We start from the raw sequence: 20,558 nt of genomic DNA on the forward strand, positions 1-20,558 counted from the left end.
CAAACGGCGAGCGGCGGACAGCGAGCGGCGGACAGCGAGCGGCGGACGGCGAGCGGCATACGGCGAGCGCAGACGGCGAGCGGCAGACGGCGAGCGGCGGACGGCGAGCGGCGGACAGCGAGCGGCAGACGGCGAGCGGCAGACGGCGAGCGGCAGACGGCGAGCGCGGACGGTGTGGGTCGGACGGCGGCCGTTGATGCCGAGCTCGAACAGCGGACCGCGAATGTCGTGGACGTTCGCCGAGAGAGGGCGCACGAGCGAATGAATCGAGTCCCCGAGCGTCCCCGCCCGTTCACGATGTGCCGAGTCTCGCCCTCGCCCGGTATTCGTGGCCGCGCAGGGCGCCGATCGCGGCGGCGAGCAGCGCGTGCCCGATGAAGCCCGCCACACCGGTCATGTCGGCCCACAGCCCAAGGACCGCGAACGACACCGCGGCGGCCACGGTGAACCCCGCCGCCACCCAGAAGCGCGCGTGCCGACGCACGCGGCGCCACGCCGATCCGAAGAGGTCCGGCGAGCGGAAGAGCCACGCCACGACCAGCAGCAGCGTGACGCACAGGCCCGTGCGCACGCCCGACACGATCCGCCCGCCGAGCTCGTCCGGGATCGCCGGGACGAACTCGATCACGCCGACGAGGAGCGAGAACGCGAACACCACGCCGACAGCGAGCGCCAGGACTCTCGCGACGGCGATGTCCAGGAGCTCCGCGGCCTGCGGCTGCGCCGGATTCAGTCGCAGCCCACGGAGCACGAACACCGCCGCCCGAGGATCGGAGCCGTGGAAGAGCGCGATCCGAGCTCGCTGCATCCAGATCCACGCATCCCCCGGACCGAGCTGTACGGCGCGCCTCGCGAGCGTCGCGGCCCGCTCGCGGAACTCGCGCCGTCGGCGCCGGTGCTTCGTCGCGCACCAGCCGTACAGGGTCGCGACGTTCATGAGCGCCTTCGCCGCGTCCTGGGGCGCATCCGGCAGGACGGTCAGAGCCTGCTCCGCCGCATCGGCGAACTCCGTGAAGCGTTGCTGCATCGCGAACGAATGCACGCGCAGCACGTACGGCCCCCACTGGCGCGGGTCCGCCGCGATCGACGCCGAGAGCAGCCGCTCCACCTCCTCGGCCCGCCGCAGGTCCTTCCGGTCGAGGATGATCTGCGCGTGCAGCGCTAGTCCGACCGCGTGCGTCTGCGGCGCAGCCGCCGCGACGGCCGCCGACCGTTCCGCTTCGTCGAGGCGTCCCGCGAGCCGCTCCGTCTTCGCCCGCAGGAAATGCAGGACCGCGTCATCGGGGCGAACCGTCAAGAGATCGCCCACGATGCGCGAGGCCTGATCCGTGCGTCCCGTCTGCAGGAGACTCCATGCCGTCGCTCGCGAGCGCAGGAAATGCTGCTCGTCCATCAGATGCGATGCGTGCGCAGGTACTTCCGCAACGTCTTGAACGTGCCGTCGTCCACACCGAAGTCCAGCGTGGGCTTCATCTCCTCGAACCACGACCGCGTCGACGGCACCGCCTGCGAGGCCGCGAGGACCAGATCCTCCTGCCGCACATCACGGCGGACGCCCGTCCGCAGCGACTCACTGAACGCCTGCTCCGTCGCGGCGCGCACCACGTGCACGAGATCCGCCCCCGAAAGCCCCTCGGTCCGCGCCGCGAGCGCGCGGACGTCGACGTCACCCGTCGGCACGCGCGCGAGCCCCTGACGCAGGATCGCCTCACGCGCGGGGGAATCCGGAGGCAGGACGAGCACCGTCCGATCGATGCGCCCGGGGCGGCGGAGCGCGTGATCGATGTCCCACGGACGGTTCGTCGCCGCGAGGAAGTACAGTCCGTCGTTCGAGTCGTGCACACCGTCCAGCTCGGCGAGCAATTGGGACACGACGGCACGAAGCACCTGCGCGCCGGACGATCCCGAACCGCGCCGCCCACCGAGCGAATCGAACTCGTCGAGGAACACGACACTCGGACGGTTCGCGCGCGCGGTCCGGAACAGATCCTGGATCGCGCGCTCGGACTCGCCGATGTACGGACCGAACAGATCGGCGGCACTCGCGCTCAGGAAGTTGAGCCCCAGCTCACCGGCGACGGCCCGCGCGAGGAATGTCTTGCCGCACCCGGGCGGCCCGTACATGAGCAGCCCGCCCGTCGCCGCGCGGCCGAACTGCCGCGCGAGTTCGGGATTGCGGAGCGGACCCGTGAACGAGAGCTCGAGCTGGCGCTTCACCTCCTCGAGTCCCACCACGTCCGCGAGCGAGATCGCGGGACGCTCCACCTCCCACAGCCGCCCCTCGGACCCCGCCGTCGTCGAGACGGGAACCGCGTCGTCCTGAGCCTGGCCGTCCGTCGCCCGCTCGCGCCCCACCGTGCGCGAGTCGTGTCGTTCCTCGGCACCCTCGTCGGCAGCGAGTGTGTCCCCGGCCCCGTCGGACGCCTCCGAGCCGGCCCCTCCGGGGGTGCGTGTGTCGATCCCGATCCGTGACGCGCGAGCGCCCCGACCGCGTCCGTACGGAGACGGGCGACGAGGGCCGGATCGGCACCCCGGTCGGCGAGCGCATCGATCTCCGCGAACGCCTCGATCGCTGCGTGCTCGCACAGCAGCCGGACCAGTTCGACCCGGAGCGAGAGCTGATCCGGCGCGACACGCACCGCGTCACGGACGACCTCGACGAACGCATCGGGCGTGTGCCCCGTCGCGGGCGTGGGCGGACCGTCGGCATCGGCACCCGATGACGGGGCGGGTGCCGCGTCCGGCGACGGTCGCGTCGCAGACGGCGTGTCACCCGACATCGAGAGGCGGACGGTTCGGCGGCCCGAGGCGGCGTCCCTCGCCGTCTCGGCCCGCGCGAGGCGTTCGGCGAACCAGGGTGGTCGGTGCTCGGGGGAGCGGGGGAACCGCGCCTGCTCGGCGAGCACGTCCGCATCGCTCACGGCGAGTGGCGGTTCGGCAATGTCGTCGAGGTCGAACGAGGCCTCCCCGAAGGGTTCGAGCCGGGCCGTTGCGACGAACCACGTGCCGCGATCGACGACGGCCGCCGCCGACCGGAACCGCACGACGAGGTCGCGCAACTCGTCGAACGCATCGAGTGGTGACCGTGCGATCTCCACGCCCTCGGCAGACAGCACGACCTCGCCGGCGACCCGGTCCGCGATGCCCGCGATCGAGAACGAAACGCGCCTCGCGCCGCGGAGGACGGCGACCCCCCTGCAGGGCCTCCGCGAGTTCGCCGATGATCGTATCGATGGAGTCGGACATGCATCCCCCGTTCCCGGCGCGACGTCCCCCGCCGTCCGGTGGGACCCTAGCAGCGCGGTCACCGTCCCGGCTGCCCCGTGACGGTGCAGTTCGTGACGGTGCAGTCCGTGACGGGGGAGCCGCGGCGGCGACGCTCGGGACGGGTCGGGTCGGGACCGTGGGGCCCAGGAGGGCGCGGCCCGGGACGGTTCAGGCCCGGGACGGTTCAGGCCCGGGATCGTGAGCCCCCGGGCCCGTGAGCCCGACACCGTGCCGCCCGGCGGTCAGTCCTTCCCGTACACCGGCAGGCCCGTCGCCCCGTGGCCCTCGTGGCTGCAGCACGAGCCGCCCTCGGCCGGCGCCGACCAGTCGGGCACGTCGAGTGCCGGGTTGCGGTCGAAGAAGCCGTACGGCTTCAGGTGGAAGCGGTACACGTCGACCGGCATGATCGGGAAGTCCTCCGGCCGCGGCAGGTGCGTCGGCCCGAAGGTGTGCCACACGACGATGTCGCCGCCGTCGACGTCGTCGCCGTCCGCCGTGTAGGCCGGAAGCCCCGCGCCGCCCGCGTGCTGATTCGGGTAGTCGCCCGCGGGCCAGTACTCGCCGGGCTCGAACTTCGACACCCACGTGTGCTTCGTCGCGAAGCCCGCCCGCTGGTACACGCTCGACCCCGGGTCGGCCATGAGCACGGGCAGGTCCTGGCCGATGAGCTGGAACTCGGTGGGCTTGCCGACCGCGTTCGTGCGCGTCTTCGAGCCGATGTGCCACGTGCGCCCCGCCGCCCCGTTGCCGTCGCGGCCGCCCTCGTGCTCGAGCCGCGTACGCGACCACGTGAACGCGTTGCCGTAGGGATTCTCTTCGCCCATCGGGATGCGCACGACATCGACCTCGTCGACGTAGTTGTCGGGCCCGTCGACCTCGACGTCGAGGCGCGCACAGAACAGGTGCTGGTGCACGGGCGCGAACAGGCCCGGCGCGATCTCGAGCCGGTGCCGCTCCTCGGCCCCGGGCACGCCCGACCCGTTGAACACGATGCCCGTCGCCTTCGCCTCGACCTCGATCGACCCGTCGAGGTAGAAGTACCAGTAGAAGCCGTAGTCGTAGTTGCCGACGGTCGCGAAGTACGACACGACGAGTCGCCGCTGCCGGCGCACGTCCGGGCGATAGCCGAGCTCCGTGTGCTTCCAGAGCACGCCGAAGTCCTCCTCGTGCATGCACACGACCTGCGGGATCGGCATCGGGTTGCCGAAATCGTCCGCGACGACGCCGTCGAAGTAGTGGATGACCCCGAGGCAGTCGCACCCGAGCGCGAGCGAGTTCGCGTTCTTGCCGAGGTTGTACTCGCCCGCATCGAAGTAGCTGATCCAGTAGCGGTTGCGCGAGTTGTCGCCGTACGGCACGACCATCTCGGGGATACTCGCCCGATACAGCACGGGGCGGTCCTCGTCACCGTCGCGGTACGTCACCTGGTTGAGCACGAGCCCCTCGCGGGAGCTGAAGCCGACGCGGAACCGCCACCCCTGCCAGGAGACCTCGCCGCCGTCGACCGAGAAGCTCGGCCCCTCGGGCTGCGTGATCTCGATCGGCTTCAGATCGGTGCGCGCGGGGCCGACCGCCTCGGTGTCGTAGCGGCCCGAGATCTCGGCCGTCGCGACGTCGCCCTCGTCGAAGATCGAGACGACCTTCCCGCTCGTGAGATCGAGCGTCACGAGCAGCCCCTCGACCGGATGGCTCCACGCGACGTCGCCGGGCGACTCGCGCAGGAACGTGAGCGAGCGCACCATGCGTCGACCGATCTCGTCCTCGTAGCCGAAGTAGCCGGGCGCGAGCGGCCCGCAGAACGCGTGCTCCATGCGGTCCTCGAGCCCGCGGCGCCGCATCGCGGCCTGCCACTCCGGGCTCGCCTTCACGAGTCTCTCGACGGCATCGAACTCTTCCCACGCGTACGGCGGCTGGCCGTAGGGGAACTCGCCGGAGGGGACGGTCGTCGTGCGCTCGATCGCGTCGTCGGCGAGCGAGACGACCGTCTCGGTCGAGACGCCCGTGTCCCGCTCGAGACTCACGAACAGGATCTTGCGGTCGAGCGCATCGCCCGGCCTGAACGCGCGAACCGCGTCCTTGTCGGGCTCGACGAGCAGGACGTTCGGGAAGAGCGTGTGCTCGGTGATGCGCCCCTCGCGGGCCAGGATCGCGCGCCCTCGCGCGATCTCGTCGGCCGTGAGCATGTCGAGCGGGTGGGTCGGCTCGGTGATGGTCGACACGCGCATTCCGTGCGTGTGGGTGGTGTCTGCCACGGTGGCTGCCTTTCGTCGGACGAGTCGCTGCGCCGTTCGGCGCTTCGCTTCGCTTCGCTGCGCTTCGGTGCGGTGCGGGCGACGCGGTCGGCCGAGTCTGACACGGAATCCCGTCATTTTTCTACAAGCGTCGGTAAACACTGTGTTTCGATGCATCGAGGTCCACCGAGGGGCGTCCGCGACCCGCGGGGGACTGATCCTCTCCATCGGTCGAAGAATGCGGTGCACGACAACACGGCTGCGTCGACGTCCAAGTGCGCCGACGACCCGCGGCACAGGATTGGCCATGGCGCGCGAACGGACCCGCGCCCCCGAGGTTTGGAGAAACATGACCGAATCGTCAGCGGAACCCGGAACAGCGACCGGCGGCGCACTCGACCGCCGCCGCCTCGGCGTGTCGTCCATCACGCTCATGATCATCGCGGCATCGGCGCCGCTGACGGTCATCGCGGGTGGCGTGCCCACGAGCCTCGCGGTGAGCGGATCGCTCGGTGTGCCCTTCGGTTACATCGTGCTCGCCGTGATCCTGCTCGTGTTCGCGGTCGGCTACGCCGCCATGAGCCGCTTCGTCACCAATGCGGGCGCGTTCTACGCCTACATCGCGCAGGGCATCTCCCGCATCGCGGGTGTCGGCTCCTCGCTCGTCGCCCTCGTCTGTTACAACGCCATGCAGGTCGGCATCTTCGCGCTCTTCGGCTTCACGATCAGCGATTGGCTCGGTACGCGATTCGGCATCACGACGCCCTGGTGGCTGTGGGTCGGGCTCGGGATCATCGCCGTCGGCATCCTCGGTGTGAACCGGGTCGACCTCTCCGCGAAGGTGCTCGGCGTGCTCGTCGCGCTCGAGTTCGTCGCCGTGATCGTGTTCGACGTCGTGAGCTTCGTCGCCCAGCCCGAGGGGGTCACGATCGCGCCGCTCGCCCCGAGCTCGTTGTTCGCGCCCGGCATCGGCGTCGTGCTCGCGTTCGGCGTCGCCGCCTTCATGGGCTTCGAGTCCGCCGCCATCTACGCCGAGGAGGCGAAGGATCCGGCGCGGACGATCCCGCGAGCCACCTATCTCGCGGTCGTGGTCGCGGGGGTCTTCTACGCGCTCAGCTCGTGGGCCATGATCGTCGGGGTCGGGCCGAGCGCCGCGGTCGCGCAGAGCCAGGAGCTCGGTCCGGGCCTGCTGTTCGCGTTCCTCGGCGAGCACGTCGGCGTCGTCGTGACGGACATCGTGCACATCCTGTTCATCACGAGCCTCTTCGCGGCCCTCCAGTCGTTCCACAACGCGGTCGCGCGCTACTTCTTCTCGCTCGGTCGCGAGGGCGTGCTGCCCCGCTGGCTCGGTTCGGTTCGCGCCTCCTCGCATGCGCCGTGGGCCGGTTCGGTGACGCAGACGGTCATCGCGATCGTCGTCACCCTCGGCTTCGTGATCGCCGGAGCGTCGAGCGACGACCCGCTGTTCCCCGTCCTCACGATGTTCACCTGGCTCACGAACACGGGCGCGATGGGACTCGTCCTGCTCATGGCGATCGTCGGGATCGCGGTCATCGGGTTCTTCCGTCGCGATGCCCGTGGCGTCTCGGTGTGGGTGCGGCTCGTCGCCCCCGTCGTGGGGACGGTGCTCCTGACGGTGCTCCTCGTCCTGATCCTCGCGAACTTCGACATGATGCTCGGCCAGGAGGAATCGAACCTGCTCACATGGGTGCTGCCGGCGATCGTCGTCCTCCCCGGCGTGGCGGGCATGATCTGGGCCGTGGTCCTGCGCCGACGGGATCCGGCGACGTACGCGCGCATCGGCCACAGCGTGGAGGATCCCGACCGGGTCGCGTGATCGCCGACGTCCGGACGGCGGGGCCGCGGCGCCGCCCGGACGTCGGCACGCATCGGCACGTGCCGTGCACGCATCGTCAAGTGACCGATCGGTCAGTCGGATGTGATGAGCGTGCGTGATGCGACGACGTGGTCGAACCGCCCCGAGGAAGGTCGACGACGACCGCGCGCGCTCCATGTGCTCCGAGGAAGGAACAGACATGACCGATGTCATCGTGATCGATGCGGGCTCCGCCGGCTCCGTCATCACCCGCAGGCTGCTCGACGCGGGAGCGGAGGTGACACTCCTCGAGGCCGGCGGCAGCGACGTCGACCCGAGCATCCAGGACCTCGGTCGCCTCGGCGAACTCTGGGGTGGTCCGAACGACTGGAACTACTTCACGACGCCGCAGCGCAACGCGTTCGACCGCCGCATCCACTGGCCGCGCGGCCGCGTCCTCGGCGGATCGCACTCGCTCAACGCATCGATCTACGTGCGTGGCGCGCACGGCGACTACGACCGGTGGGTGCGCGAGGGGGCGACGGGATGGTCCTGGGACGAGGTCCTGCCGGTCTTCCGGCGCATCGAGCACTTCGACGGCGGCGCGTCCGAGTACCGCGGCGAGGCTGGGCTCCTCGACGTCACGACCGACTACCCGCACAATCCCGTGTTCGAGGCGCTCCACGACGCCGCGGTAGCGGCCGGTGTCCCCGCGAATCCCGACTACAACGGGGCGACGATCGAGGGCGTCTCGTGGATGCAGCTCAATCTGCGCGACGGCGAGCGGTTCTCGTCGTATCGCGCCTACCTCCGCCCCGTGCAGGACGACCCGCGGCTCACGCTCCGGACGGGAGCCTGGGTGCACCGTCTGCTGTTCGACGGGGGCCGGGTCACGGGCGTCGAGGTCGAGATCGACGGCACGCTCGAGCGCCTCCACGCCGACGAGGTCGTCCTCGCGGCGGGCGCGCTCGACAGTCCGCGCGTCCTGCTGCATTCCGGGATCGGGCCCGCGGGTCACCTGCGCGACGTCGGGATCGACGTCGTCGTGGACCGCAGCGGTGTCGGCGAGAACCTGCACGATCACCTGCTCGTCCCGTTCCTCGTGCAGCTCGACCGGGCGTGGCCCGAGCGGCAGGTCAACGAGCCGGTCGCACAGGTGCACAGCTTCACGACGTTCCGCGAGGGCAGCGACGTGCCCGACACGCAGCCGATCTACTTCGACGTGCCCATGATCGCGCCCGACGGAGTCGACCTCGCGAACGTCCTCACGCTGCAGGCCGGCCTCGTGCGCCCCGAGAGCCGGGGCACGTTCCGGCTCGCGAGCGCCGACCCCCGCGAACGGCCGCTCATGGACCCGAACATCCTCGACGAGCAGGCCGACGTCGAGAGTCTGCGACGCTCCATGGCGCAGATCATCGACATCGCCGGGCAGTCGCCGCTCGCGGAGGCGTGGGGCGCGCGCATCGTGTTCCCGACGCCGGACGCCCTCGACGACGCGTCGCTCGATCGACACATGCGCGAGTGGGTGACGACGTACCACCACCAGGTCGGCACGTGCCGGATGGGCACGGACGACGGTGCCGTCGTCGACCCGACCACGTTCCGCGTGCACGGTGTCGACGGACTGCGCGTGGCGGACGCGTCGATCATGCCGAGCGTCCCCTCGGGCAACACGAACGCGCCGTCGATCCTCATCGGCGAGCGCGCGTCCGACGCGATCATCGCCGACGGCGCATTCGGTCGCGATGCCTGATCGGAGCCCGGCCCGCGGGGTGGGACGGTCGTCGGATCGAGACGTTCTGTCACGTTCGTTGGTGGAGTTCGCCCACGGCGCTTGTGGGGAGCGTGCTATCGGCTATCGCTGGAGGCCCTGACGGTGTGATACTGAGACATCCCGGTCCTGCGGAGTCCGCCAGGGCCGTCCGATCGCCAACGAGTCGTCGACGACGAGGGGGTGGTCGGAGAACGGAGTGAGTTTTCCGAGCCGCGCCGCCCCGGGGATGCCGTGTTCCCCCGGGGCGGCGCTTTTTCCCGTCCGATCGTGCGTCCGCGGGAAGAGGCCGAAATGTCCGATTCTCGGCCGGAACGGGTGAATCGGTTCAGGCGTGTGTGGGGGAGATGGGGCTCTCGGAGCGCAGTCACCCATTCCCGCCGATATCCCGTCGTCGCGCCACAACCACCAGACGGACCACCCGAGAACGTCGAGGGGATGATTTCGAACGGGAGCTCGCGCCCACCCCTAGGGTTCGAGGATCCGATGCGATAACGTCCCAGAGTACTACTGGTGCTCGACGCGACAGGAGCCGCATATGACCTCGTACGACCAGCCCCAGGGTGGGGTTCCCGCAACTCAGTCAACCGGCGCGTTCAGCTGGTGGTCCTACTTCTTCTCGTTCGTCCCGTTCGTCGGGGGACTCGCGTACATCATCATCGTGATCGTGCTGTTCTCGCAGAGCCGTGAGCGGGGCGAGCTCGCGCGCGGCAACGCACGCAACGCGCTGAACTGGATGCTCACGTTCGTTCTCGGTGGGATCGTCATCAGCGTCATCGCGATCATCATCGTCTTCGCGACCGCATCCACCACCACGACGTCGACCGGCGTCTCCGCGGACTCGACGTCGCCGCTGCTGTTCATCCCGTGGCTCCTCGGGGCGATCTGGGGCATCGTGGCCATCGTGTTCGCGATCATGGGCGGCCTCGCTGCAGGTAGGGGCCAGGTCTACCGCGCCCCCGCGGCGATCAACTTCATCAAGGGCTGACCCGGGCCCCGACGCCCCCGTTCGACCCGCTCCTCGGGTCGAACGGGGGCGTTCGTGCGTCCGCGCGGACACGTGTCGACGAATCACGGGGCCTCCGAGCGGCAGCGGCGCACCGTAGGCTCGCACGGACGGGACGCGCACGGTGACCGCGGAGGGGGAACACATGGGGACCGAACACGACGGCATCGACGATTCCGCCGGGCAGACGGACGGTTCGGGGACGAGCACGTGGGTGACGGGCGAACCCGCATCGACGTCGCTCGACAAAGCGTTGCCGGACCCCGCTGGGCCGGCGGCGGTGCAGACACCTGCGCCGGCAGCCGCGCCGACACCGGGCGGTGCCGGGGCCACGTCCGCCTGGCCGCATTCGGGAGCATCCGGTGTGGCGCCGGGCGGCGGGGTTCCCGCGCCGATGCCCGTCACCTCGACCGGTGCGATGGCCTGGTGGTGCATGTTCTTCAGCTACATCCCCTTCGTCGGCGGACTCGCGTGGCTCGTCGTCGCGCTCGTCACCTATCTCCGCGAACGCAGCAACCCCTTCGAGCCCGCGCGCCTCAATGCGCGCAACGGGCTGAACTGGATGCTGACCTACACGGCCGTGCAGGTGGTGATCTTCGTACTCATCGCACTCGTCGTGGTGTTCGCGAGCGCGAACGGCAGCGACGAGGGGACCGTGGGGCTGTTCGTGATTCCGCTGTACCTGCTCGCCTGCATCTGGGGCATCACGGCGATCGTGACGGCGATCAAGGGTGGCATCGCGGCCGGGCGCGGCGAAGTCCACGCGCCGTCCTACCTGATCACGTTCGTCCGATAGGCAGGATCGCCGACGCACCGGTCCGGGGCGCGAGCCCGCGGATCTCGGGGCGGGCGGGGGCACATCGCGACGCATACGCTCGTGCGGTCGGGTCGCAGGGGCGACCGTCATGGAGGGGGAGCACATGGACGACGCGCGCGCGACCACGCCCGGGAGCTATGTCACGTCGCAGGGGCCGGGTCGGTCGCGAACGAGTGAGGACGGGACGACGTCGCACGCCGACGCCGCTCCCGTGACGGGCGCGCTCGCGTGGTGGTCGGCGTTCTACCTCTTCATTCCCGTGCTCGGGTTCCTGGTCTGGGTGCTCGTCGTGATCTCCACGTATCGGGAGGAGCGGAAGAACCCGGTCGAGGCCGTCCGGGTCAACGTGCGCAACGGCCTGAACTGGATGCTCACGTACATCGCCGTGCAGCTCGTCCTGTTCGCGCTCGTCGTGGCCCTCGTCGCCGTGGGCGTGGAGAGCCGCGACGGCGGGGCCTGGGCGGGGCTCGCCGCATCCGCGGTGCTCCTCGGGGTCGCGAGCTGGGGCACGCTCGCCCTCATCACCGCGATCATGGGCGGCCAGGCCGCCGATCGGGGCGTCGGGTTCCGGACCGTGTTCGCGATCCCGTTCGTCCGGTCCTCGTGACATGCGCGCATGGTCGGGAATACTCGATGATCCAGGACGTTCACATTCATGTAAACGCATGAATCTCTGATCGGAGCGCAGCATGGGCAGCACCGTCGAACTCGGCCTCGACACCTTCGGCGACGTCACCGTGGGACTCGACGGCGAACGGCTCGAGGACGCGCAGGTCATCCGCGACGTGGTGGCGCAGGGCGTCCTCGCCGATCGCGTCGGTGTCGACTTCTTCGGCGTCGGTGAACACCACCGCGACGACTTCGCCGTCTCGTCGCCCGAGACCGTGCTCGCGGCGATCGCGGCGAGCACGGAGCGGATCCGACTCGGCAGCGCCGTGACCGTGCTCTCCTCGGACGACCCCGTGCGCGCCTTCCAGCGGTTCTCGACCGTCGACGCGATCTCGAACGGTCGCGCCGAGGCCATCGTCGGGCGCGGCTCGTTCACGGAATCGTTCCCGCTGTTCGGCTTCGACCTCGCCGACTACGAGGTCCTGTTCGACGAGAAGCTCGACCTGTTCGCGAAGCTCGCGAGCGGCCAGGCCGTCACGTGGTCCGGCACGAAGCGCTCGGCGCTCCACGGCGCCGTCGTGCACCCCCGCCTCGAGCGGGCGCCGCTCACCACCTGGGTGGCCGTCGGCGGCAGTCCCGAATCGGTCATCCGCGCCGCGCACCACGGCCTGCCGCTCATGCTCGCCATCATCGGCGGCGAGCCCGCGCGCTTCGAGCCGTTCGTGCGCCTCTATCGCCAGGCGCTCGAGAAGTTCGGCAAGCCGCTCGACACGCCCGTCGGAGTGCACTCGCCCGGCCACATCGCCGACACCGACGAGGATGCCGTCGAACAGTACTGGCCGCACTACCGTGCGATGAGCGACCGCATCGGCCGCGATCGGGGCTGGCCGCCCCTCACGCGCGAGGCGTTCGAGGACGGCGTGGCACACGGGGCACTCCACGTCGGCTCGCCCGAGACCGTGGCGCGCAAGATCGCCGACACCGTCCGCGCGGTCGGTGCCGACCGCTTCGACCTGAAGTACTCGGCCGGCACGCTGCCGCACGATCGGTCGATGCGTGCGATCCAGCTCTACGGAACCGTCGTCGTTCCCCGAGTGCGGGAACTCCTCGCCGACGGCTGAGGATAGGCTCGAGCGTGCCCGATGTCGCAACGGGCCGAATGCACCCACGCGACGCCGACGAGGGGAGGGGCGATGCCACGCATCACCGCCTCGACCGTGCTGGAACACCGCGCCCAACAGGAACGGGCCATTCTGGACGCCGCCCGTTCGCTTCTCGCCGAGGGAGCGACCGAGGCGCCGACGCTCGCGGCGGTCGCCGCGCGCACCGGGCTCGCGCGCTCGAGCGTGTACCAGTACTTCGACTCCAAGGAGGACCTCCTCCGCGCCGTGATCCAGGATGCCGTTCCGCGCTGGTCGGCCCACGTCGACGCACGCATGCGCGCCGCGGGCACACCGGCGGCACGCATCCTGGCCTACGTCGAAGCGAACGTCGAACTCGTGGCGAGCGGCGAGCATGCCGTGTTCCGGGGCATCGCCGCGGCTACGGCCGGTGACATCGCGGTGATCACGCCGTCGGAGATGCACCGTGAGCAGCAGCGCCCGCTCGTCGCCGCCCTCGTCGACCTCGGGGACCCCGAGGCCGAAGCGACGGCCGACCTCGTGCAGGCCGTTCTCTACCGCGCCTCGCGCGACGTCGAGGGCGGCGGGGACGCGGAAACGGCGCTCGGGCCGGTGCGTCGCCTGCTCTCGCCCTACCTCGAATCGTTCGACGGAGCCCGCTGAGTCCGCGCGGTCAGCGAAGTCGCTCGGTGATCGTCTCGGCGGCGCGGACGAGTCGGGCGGGTACCGCGCTCGCGTCGGTCGAGGCCGTGACGTAGACGGCAGCGAGGGTCGCGAGGGTCGGATCGTCGGGAAGTCGCAGCGGGACGGCGACGGCGGACAGGCCCGGGATGACCTCGTCGGTGCTCGTCGCGTAGCCGACCTCGAGGGCCGCCGCGAGATCGGCGGCCTCGCCCGGGTCCGCCGACTCCGCCGCGTGCGACTCCGCCGCCCGCGATGTGCGAGTCGCGCCGAGCTGCATGCGGATCGCCGTCCCGGGGGCGCCACGCTCGAGCGGGTGTCGCGTGCCCGGCCGCTGGCTCACCGAGGTGCGCGCGTGATGCGGTTCGACGCTCACGAGCGTCACGACCTCGTCGCGGTCGAGCAGGGCGACGAGTGCGGTGACGCCGAGGTCGTTCGCGAGGGCGCTGAGCTCGGGCAGTGCGACCGATTGCAGATCACGTGACACACCGCGAGCCAGCGCGGCCATGCGCGTCCCGAGTCGCACGCGGCCCGCGAGATCGCGATCCACGAGACCGTGATCCTCGAGCGTGCGCAGGATCCGGTAGGCGACGGAACGGTGCACCGCCAGCTGCGACGCGAGCTCCGCGATCGTGAGCGGTTCGCTCGCCTCCGCGAGCACCTCGAGCGCGCGGATCCCACGGCTGAGCGTCTGTGAGCGGGAGGAACTCGTCTCACGTCCCGAGGTCGATTCATCAGACACGGGGTCAAGTGTGCCAGAGGCGTCCCCGCTTCCCGGAACGACGACGCGGCCCCGACCCGCACGCGTGTGCACGTCGGGGCCGCACCGTCGAGCGGGGTGCGTCCGCTGGTCAGCGAGCGGCGCCCGCGAGGCTTCCCGTCGTCTGCCCGGCCGGGTCGAGCACGATGCACGTGATGAGCTTGTCACCCGACGACCAGCTCTGCTCGGACGGCACGAACCACGTGACCTCGAGCGCCGAGGAGTTGTAGTCGAGCCCGACGAACGACTCGAACTGGGGAACGCAGTAGTTCTCCGCCTGCGTGTCGATGTCGGCGGGCAGCTCCGAGCCCTCGACCTCCGTCTCGGCGTACACCTCCCAGTCGTGCGGCTCCCCGCACGGGACGAACTCGACGTCCGAGATCATCGATCCCGAGGCTTCGTTCAGGCAGTCGCCGACCTTGAGCGAGAAGACGTCGGCCTCCTCCGTCGCGGCGACGGCGCCGTCCTCGTCGCGGTCCGGGCCGCCGCCCGAGGTCAGGTCGGACAGGATCGAGCAGCCGCTCAGCGAGAGCGCGAGCACCACCGCAGAGAGGCCGGCAAGGGCGGCGCGGGCCGGGGTGAGCGTTGACATGTGGGTCCTCCGTGGTGTCGTGCCGATGGCCGCGGGACATCGTCCTCCCGCGCGCCGTCCCGACATCGCCCGGCAGCTCCTGACGGATCGAGTCGAACAGGCGGCACTCGGACCCTATTGGGTGCGTGCGACTCCACTCATACGCCTTGAGGTGTATCTCCGGACGATTCATTGCGACCGTTCGCAACGTTCGACCGACATCACGCCCTCGTCGTGTCGCAGGGGCGCTGTGCTCAGGCCCCCGTGCGGCTCAGGCCCCCATGCGGCTCAGGCCCCCATGCGCAGTTCGGCGGGCAGGCCGTGGTCGCGGAGGAGGCGCTCGAACGTCGCCTCGGAGACGATCGGTACACCGAACTCCCGAGCCTTCATGCACTTGCCCGAGCGGGAGTCGGGATCGGTCGTCACCACGAACCGTGTGGTCTTCGTGACACCGCCCGTCGTGAGGCCGAGGGCCGCGATCCGCCGGGCCCACACGTCGCGATCCGTGTCCAGCTCACCGGAGAACACGATCCGGTCGCCCGGGCGCAGCGCGATCACGGTGGGACGCGTCGCCGTCGGCGCCTCGGCCGCCCGATCGAGGGCGCCGCGGACCGAACTCTCGCCGAGCCCGAGCGCGATCGCCGCGCGTTCGAGGCGACGGCGACTGCGCCGCGATCCGAACCCGTGCTCCAGCTCCTCGCCCGCGAGGGCCACGAGGTGGTCGGCGTGGACGGCGAGGACCACCCGACGGGCGAGACCGTGTTCCGTCGCGGTCGCGACGAGCGCGTTCGTGTCGTGTACTGCGAGCGAACCGTCGACGAGCGTGCGGTCGAGCAGTGCGAGGTACGCGGTGGTCGCGTCCTCGTGAGCGACTTCGTCGTGGTCGGGGATGCGAGAAACCCAATCGCCGGGCGAGATCGCGACCGCGAGCTCGCGCGGATGGGGGGCGGCGCCGGGCACGGTCACGTCCGGCCAGGGGTAGTCGGCCGAGCGGCGCAGCGTCTCCCGCCACGGGACCTCGTCGCTCGACGCGATGTAGTGCGCGAGCAGGTGCGCGGTCGCGACCGCGTCGCCGAGGGCGGAGTGCGCGTCCTGCAGCTCGATCCCGGCAGCGGCACAGCAGTCGGCGAGCTTGCGGGACGGCGCCGTCAGGAATCGGTTCGCCCACTGCATCGTGCAGACCGCCGGGAGCGCGTGTCCCGCCTCGACGAGTCCCGCGCGCTCGAGTTCGGCCACGAGGAAGCCGGTGTCGAATCCGGCGTTGTGGGCGACGAGCGTCCGGCCGCGCACGCGCTCCAGCACGGCCGGGGCGAGCGCCTCGAAGGTCGGCGCCTCCTCGACGTCGCGCGGTGAGATGCGATGCACCCCGACCGGGCCGAGATCGCGGAGCGGGTTCACGAGCGACGACCAGGTGTCTTCGACTCGACCGTCGGCGCTGACGTGGACAAGTGCGATCTCGACGATCCGGTCGTTGCGGTGTGGCGCGACGCCGGTGGTTTCGAGGTCGATGACGGTGTAGCCGGTCATGTTCGCCTTTCCGGGGGGAGGTCTGCTGCGAACTGCTCCGACCATCATGTCGCGGCGTGTCGCGCCGTGGGTCCACTTCGAGGCCCTAGGGTGCCCCGAGGTTCAGGGGCATCCGGGCTGTGGCGACGAGGTGGTCGGTGGTCGCCCGGGACCCGGTGGTGTTGTGCACGTGCCCGAATCGATCGGCAACAACTGTTCTTCTCGCCAGGCGGTCATCCGGTCCGGTGGGTGTAGATTGAGGACCGGCGACCTCACGGCGCATCGTGCGACATCATCCGTCGCGCGCCCGTGGCGCACCGCGTCGTCGCGGGACACCGCGACGGTCGGCATCGGCACGGTCGCCGGACGCATCCGGCCCATTCCACGAGGAGTTCCGCATGACCTATCCCTCCGAAGCCGACCTTCTCGCGCAGGTCCCGACGCAGCTGTTCATCGGCGGCGAGTGGGTCGACGGCGACGGTGAGCCGTTCGCCGTCAACGACCCCTCGACGAACACCGAGCTCGTGCGCATCGCGAACGCCTCGCCCGAACAGGGCATCGCGGCGCTCGACGCCGCGGTCGCCGTGCAGGCCGAGTGGGCCGCGACCGCGCCGCGAGAGCGCGGCGAGATCCTCCGTCGCACCTTCGACCTCATGATGGAGCGCCGCGACGAGCTCGCCCTCATCATGACGCTCGAGATGGGCAAGCCGCTCGCCGAGGCGCAGGGCGAGGTCACCTACGGCAGCGAGTTCGTCCGCTGGTTCAGCGAGGAGGCCGTGCGCATCCACGGCCGCTACGGCACGCAGCCCGAGGGCACCGGGCGCATGATCGTCACGAAGCACCCCGTCGGGCCGGCGTTCCTCATCACCCCGTGGAACTTCCCGCTGGCCATGGCGACCCGCAAGATCGCGCCCGCGATCGCCGCCGGCTGCACGTCCATCGTGAAGCCCGCGTCGCTCACGCCCCTCACGACGCTCTACTTCGTCAAGCTGCTCGAGGAGGCGGGCCTCCCGAAGGGCGTCGTCAACGTCATCACGACGCGCAACACCGGCGGCGTCTCGTCGCCCATCATCGCCGACCCGCGCCTGCGCAAGCTCTCGTTCACGGGCTCGACGCCCGTCGGCATCCAGCTCATGAACGAGGCGAACCAGCACGTGCTGCGCACCTCGATGGAGCTCGGCGGCAACGCGCCGTTCGTCGTCTTCGAGGACGCCGACCTCGACGCGGCCGTCGAGGGCGTCATCGCCGCGAAGTTCCGCAACATCGGCCAGGCCTGCACGGCCGCGAACCGCATCCTCGTCCACCAGGACGTCGCCGAGGAGTTCGGCCGGCGCGTCGCCGACCGCGTGAACGGCTTCACGATCGGCCGCGGCACCGAGGAGGGCGTCACGATCGGCCCGCTCGTCGAGGACAAGGCGGTCGACAAGGTCGCCGAGCTCGTCGACGACGCCGTCGCGAACGGTGCGACGCTCGTGACCGGCGGCAAGCGCGTCGAAGGACCGGGCTCGTTCTTCGAGGCCACCGTGCTCTCGAATGTCACCGACGCGACGAAGATCTTCAGCGAGGAGATCTTCGGCCCCGTGCTGCCCATCATCACGTTCGCCGACGAGGACGAGGCGGTGCGGCTCGCGAACGAGACCGAATACGGCCTCGTGTCGTACGTCTTCACGCAGGACTTCAAGCGCGGTCAGCGCATGATCGACCGCCTCGAGACCGGCATGATGGGCCTCAACGTCGGCGTCCTCTCGAACGCCGCCGCCCCGTTCGGCGGCGTCAAGATGTCGGGCATCGGCCGCGAGGGCGGCTTCGAGGGCATCGAGGAGTACCTCTACACGAAGTACACGCTCACCCCGAACCCCTACGCGTGACCCGCGCCGCCGCATGACGCGGCGAGCCCACGAGTGCCCCGGACGAATCGTCCGGGGCACTCGTCGTCGCGGCACGCGTCCGCGCGGCGCGGCTCGACTCGGCTTGGTTCGGCGCGGCGCGGCTCGGCTCGATCGGGCCCGCGGCCCGGCCGCCTCGAGCGATCCGGTCACGGGAGCATGCGGACGAGCAGCTCGGCGAGCGTGCGCCGGTCACCGGGCGGTAGGGTCTCGATGACCGGTCGGAGCGTCTCGTGGAGGGACGCCTCGAGTTTCGCGGCGAGCTCGTGCCCCTGCGGCGTGAGCAGCACGTCGATCGCGCGCGCGTCGTCCTCGTTGGGTGTGCGCCGCAGCAGCCCGCGCCGTTCCCCGCGCGTCACGAGCCCCGACATGGTCGAGCGCTGCAGGCCGAGATAGCGGGCGAGATCGCTCATGCGCAGGCGTCGGTCGCGGAGGATCGCGACGACGCGGAGCTGGGTGAGCGAGATGCCCGCCTCGGCGGCCAGATCGCTCAGCGTGCCCATCGTCGTGAACGCCGCCTGGCCGAGCGCGTCGACGAGTCGTTCGTCGTCGCTCGTGCTGGGCATACGCCGACAGTACGGCGGAGTGGGACGGCGCGCGAGCTAAAGTGATTCGTAATACGAACTAATGGAGGCGTCATGCAGGCAATCGTGGTCACGGCGTTCGATCGGCCCCCCGAGTGGCAGGACATCGAGGACCCCCGGCCGAATGAGGGGGAGGTCGTCGTCCGGATGATCGCCGCCGCGCTCCATCCGCGCGTCCGGTCCCAGGCGAGCGGCTCGCACTACACGAGCGAGGGCGTCCTGCCGCTCGTCCCGGGCGTCGACGGCGTCGCCCGGTTCCCCGACGGCACGACGAGGTACGTCGCCATCGGCTCGGACGTCCGCGGCTCGTTCGCCGAGCGGGTGGCCGTCGACCCGCGCGCGAGCGTCGTCCTGCCCGACGGTGCCGATCCCGCCGAGGTCGCCGCCGCCGTCAATCCCGTCATGTCGTCCTGGGTCGCGCTCCGTCGGCGCATCACGATGCCGGCGGATGCGACCGTCCTCGTCCTCGGGGCGACCGGCATCGCCGGCGGCAGCGCGGTGCGCGTCGCGAAGCGGCTCGGCGCCGCGCACGTCGTCGCGAGCGGCCGGAACCCGGAACGCCTCGCGGCACTCGCCGGGTACGGCGCGGACGAGACGATCCCGCTCGCGGACACGGCCCGGATCGGCGAGACGGCCGCCGAGGCGGACGTCGTGCTCGACTACCTCTGGGGCGTGCCCGCGGCCGACACGATGCGCGCGATCGTCACCGCTCGACGCGACCGCGCCGCGCGCCTCGACTGGGTCTCGATCGGCTCGAGCGCCGGAGCCGAGTCACCGATCCCCTCCGCAGCCCTGCGCGCCTCCGGACTCACGGTCGTCGGCAGCGGCCAGGGCTCGGTGGGACGCTCGGCGTTCGTCGCCGAACTGCCCTCGATCGTCGAGGCGATCGCGGACGGGCTCACGGTGCCGGTGCGCACCGTCGGCGCCGAGGACGTCGCGAGCGCGTGGACCGACGCCGATGCGGCGACGCGTACCGTGTTCACGTTCTGAGGTCGCGTCCTGCGTGACGGGCCGGCCCTGCGTGGTCGGCCGGATCACGGCCCCGGTGGCGGCTGGCACACGGGACAGCGGTAGCTCACTCGTGACTCGTCCGAGCCACGGCTCGTCGATCCGGCTCCCAGGCCGGACCCGACGCCCCCGTGCCGGTCCCGCACGATGCGGGTCCCGCAGCGCAGGCACGCGAGCCCCTCGCGGTCGTACACGAACGAGCGCCGCCCACGGCGCAGATCGCCGGTCGTCGTCCGCTCCACCCGATCGCGGTTCGCGACGATGAGCCGGTGCGCGAGATCGACGAGCGCCGCCAGATCTCCCGAGCGCGCGACCGGCGTACGCGGATCGAGGCCACGCAGGAAGCACAGCTCGTTGACGTACTCGTTGCCGAGCCCCGCGAGGGTGCGCTGATCGAGCAGCGCATCGGCGATCTCCCGCTCGGGCGCGGCCGCGAGCCGACGAACGGCCTCGTCGGCGTTCCACGAGGGCCCGAGCAGATCCGGGCCGAGATACCCGACGAGTTCCCCCTCGCGCTCCCGCGGCACGAGCTCGACGACGGGTAGGTCGAACCCCACGGTCTCGACCCGCTCGTTCGCGAGCACGACCCGCGCCCGGTGCGCCGGGCTCGGCCAGCGCGCCCCGGGGCGCAGCACCTGCCACTCGCCGTCCATACCGAGGTGGGTGTGCAGCGTGAACGGTCCGATGCGGTGCAGCAGGTGCTTGCCGACCGCGACCACTTCGTCCACCCGCTCGCCCGCGAGCTGCACCGCGGCGAGCTTCGGCACACGCAGGTCCGCGCGCGTCAGCACGCGGCCCGCGAGCGCACGATGCAGGTGCGCCGCGACGCGGTGGACGGTGTCGCCCTCGGGCATCGATCGTGTTCCCTTCCTGGGACGGGGAGCTACCTGGTGCGCGCGGGTCCGCGCCCGGCGGGCGGCGACG

The 20,558-nt window shown here is 70.9% G+C and carries 19 protein-coding genes; 11 read left to right on the forward strand and 8 right to left on the reverse strand.

Annotated elements, in window-relative coordinates; all coding sequences use genetic code 11:
- Positions 1-292: 292 nt before the first annotated feature.
- Together HNR16_RS00710 and HNR16_RS00715 are read right to left on the reverse strand one after the other, a co-directional pair.
- A complete protein-coding gene (locus tag HNR16_RS00710; RefSeq protein WP_158039099.1) occupies positions 293-1,393 on the reverse strand; it encodes a tetratricopeptide repeat protein in 1,101 nt (366 codons plus the stop codon).
- Positions 1,393-2,355 (reverse strand): ATP-binding protein, encoded by a 963-nt coding sequence (locus tag HNR16_RS00715; RefSeq protein WP_218868351.1) that lies wholly within the window; start codon positions 2,353-2,355, stop codon positions 1,393-1,395. The genes HNR16_RS00710 and HNR16_RS00715 overlap by 1 nt, the downstream gene beginning before the upstream one ends.
- A gap of 113 nt (positions 2,356-2,468) precedes the next feature.
- Between HNR16_RS00715 and HNR16_RS00720 the strand changes: the two genes are divergently transcribed.
- Both HNR16_RS00720 and HNR16_RS00725 read left to right on the forward strand, forming a co-directional pair.
- Positions 2,469-2,723: a hypothetical protein gene (locus HNR16_RS00720; protein ID WP_179558005.1), complete on the forward strand. Its 255-nt coding sequence runs from the start codon at positions 2,469-2,471 to the stop codon at positions 2,721-2,723.
- 141 nt (positions 2,724-2,864) lie between these two features.
- Positions 2,865-3,083 (forward strand): hypothetical protein, encoded by a 219-nt coding sequence (locus tag HNR16_RS00725; RefSeq protein ID WP_158039101.1) that lies wholly within the window; start codon positions 2,865-2,867, stop codon positions 3,081-3,083.
- Between the two features lie 426 nt (positions 3,084-3,509).
- Here HNR16_RS00725 and HNR16_RS00730 read toward each other — a convergent pair whose 3' ends face one another.
- Entirely contained in the window at positions 3,510-5,492 is a 1,983-nt protein-coding gene (locus HNR16_RS00730; protein ID WP_179558346.1) for a primary-amine oxidase, read from the reverse strand.
- A 355-nt stretch (positions 5,493-5,847) separates the two neighbouring features.
- Here HNR16_RS00730 and HNR16_RS00735 point away from each other — a divergent pair, with 355 nt between their 5' ends.
- From HNR16_RS00735 to HNR16_RS00765, 7 genes are all read left to right on the forward strand, one after another.
- Complete coding sequence (locus HNR16_RS00735; protein WP_158039102.1) at positions 5,848-7,335, forward strand: APC family permease; 1,488 nt, start codon at positions 5,848-5,850, stop codon at positions 7,333-7,335.
- Positions 7,336-7,534: 199 nt separating this feature from the next.
- Positions 7,535-9,067, forward strand: coding sequence for a GMC family oxidoreductase (locus HNR16_RS00740; protein WP_158039103.1), 1,533 nt, complete (start codon positions 7,535-7,537; stop codon positions 9,065-9,067).
- A 556-nt stretch (positions 9,068-9,623) separates the two neighbouring features.
- Positions 9,624-10,073 carry a DUF4870 domain-containing protein gene (locus HNR16_RS00745; protein ID WP_158039104.1) on the forward strand — a complete coding sequence of 150 codons (450 nt, stop codon included), beginning with the start codon at positions 9,624-9,626 and terminating at the stop codon, positions 10,071-10,073.
- Positions 10,074-10,236: 163 nt separating this feature from the next.
- Positions 10,237-10,887: a magnetosome magnetite crystal formation protein family gene (locus tag HNR16_RS00750; protein WP_158039106.1), complete on the forward strand. Its 651-nt coding sequence runs from the start codon at positions 10,237-10,239 to the stop codon at positions 10,885-10,887.
- 124 nt (positions 10,888-11,011) lie between these two features.
- Positions 11,012-11,515 carry a magnetosome magnetite crystal formation protein family gene (locus HNR16_RS00755; RefSeq protein WP_158039108.1) on the forward strand — a complete coding sequence of 168 codons (504 nt, stop codon included), beginning with the start codon at positions 11,012-11,014 and terminating at the stop codon, positions 11,513-11,515.
- Positions 11,516-11,597: 82 nt separating this feature from the next.
- Positions 11,598-12,638 (forward strand): LLM class flavin-dependent oxidoreductase, encoded by a 1,041-nt coding sequence (locus HNR16_RS00760; RefSeq protein ID WP_158039109.1) that lies wholly within the window; start codon positions 11,598-11,600, stop codon positions 12,636-12,638.
- Between the two features lie 72 nt (positions 12,639-12,710).
- The gene (locus HNR16_RS00765) at positions 12,711-13,301 is read left to right on the forward strand and encodes a TetR/AcrR family transcriptional regulator (RefSeq protein WP_158039111.1); all 591 of its coding nucleotides are present in this window, start codon (positions 12,711-12,713) and stop codon (positions 13,299-13,301) included.
- A gap of 10 nt (positions 13,302-13,311) precedes the next feature.
- On the opposite strand, the gene HNR16_RS00770 is transcribed toward HNR16_RS00765, so the two are convergent.
- From HNR16_RS00770 to HNR16_RS00780, 3 genes are all read right to left on the reverse strand, one after another.
- The gene (locus HNR16_RS00770) at positions 13,312-14,061 is read right to left on the reverse strand and encodes an IclR family transcriptional regulator (RefSeq protein WP_158039113.1); all 750 of its coding nucleotides are present in this window, start codon (positions 14,059-14,061) and stop codon (positions 13,312-13,314) included.
- Between the two features lie 109 nt (positions 14,062-14,170).
- The gene (locus HNR16_RS00775) at positions 14,171-14,671 is read right to left on the reverse strand and encodes a septum formation family protein (RefSeq protein WP_179558033.1); all 501 of its coding nucleotides are present in this window, start codon (positions 14,669-14,671) and stop codon (positions 14,171-14,173) included.
- 267 nt (positions 14,672-14,938) lie between these two features.
- Positions 14,939-16,177, reverse strand: coding sequence for an exonuclease domain-containing protein (locus HNR16_RS00780; protein WP_179558034.1), 1,239 nt, complete (start codon positions 16,175-16,177; stop codon positions 14,939-14,941).
- A 377-nt stretch (positions 16,178-16,554) separates the two neighbouring features.
- On the opposite strand from HNR16_RS00780, the gene HNR16_RS00785 reads away from it, so the two are divergent.
- A complete protein-coding gene (locus tag HNR16_RS00785) occupies positions 16,555-18,024 on the forward strand; it encodes an NAD-dependent succinate-semialdehyde dehydrogenase (RefSeq protein ID WP_158039117.1) in 1,470 nt (489 codons plus the stop codon).
- Between the two features lie 167 nt (positions 18,025-18,191).
- Here HNR16_RS00785 and HNR16_RS00790 read toward each other — a convergent pair whose 3' ends face one another.
- The gene (locus HNR16_RS00790) at positions 18,192-18,608 is read right to left on the reverse strand and encodes a MarR family winged helix-turn-helix transcriptional regulator (RefSeq protein ID WP_158039118.1); all 417 of its coding nucleotides are present in this window, start codon (positions 18,606-18,608) and stop codon (positions 18,192-18,194) included.
- Between the two features lie 72 nt (positions 18,609-18,680).
- Here HNR16_RS00790 and HNR16_RS00795 point away from each other — a divergent pair, with 72 nt between their 5' ends.
- Positions 18,681-19,616: a quinone oxidoreductase family protein gene (locus HNR16_RS00795; protein WP_158039119.1), complete on the forward strand. Its 936-nt coding sequence runs from the start codon at positions 18,681-18,683 to the stop codon at positions 19,614-19,616.
- A gap of 44 nt (positions 19,617-19,660) precedes the next feature.
- Here HNR16_RS00795 and HNR16_RS00800 read toward each other — a convergent pair whose 3' ends face one another.
- On the reverse strand, positions 19,661-20,488 hold the full coding sequence (locus HNR16_RS00800; protein ID WP_158039121.1) for a DNA-formamidopyrimidine glycosylase family protein: 828 nt from the start codon (positions 20,486-20,488) through the stop codon (positions 19,661-19,663).
- Between the last annotated feature and the right edge of the window lie 70 nt (positions 20,489-20,558).

Source organism: Pseudoclavibacter chungangensis (assembly GCF_013410545.1).
GTDB classification, from domain to species: domain Bacteria; phylum Actinomycetota; class Actinomycetes; order Actinomycetales; family Microbacteriaceae; genus Pseudoclavibacter; species Pseudoclavibacter chungangensis.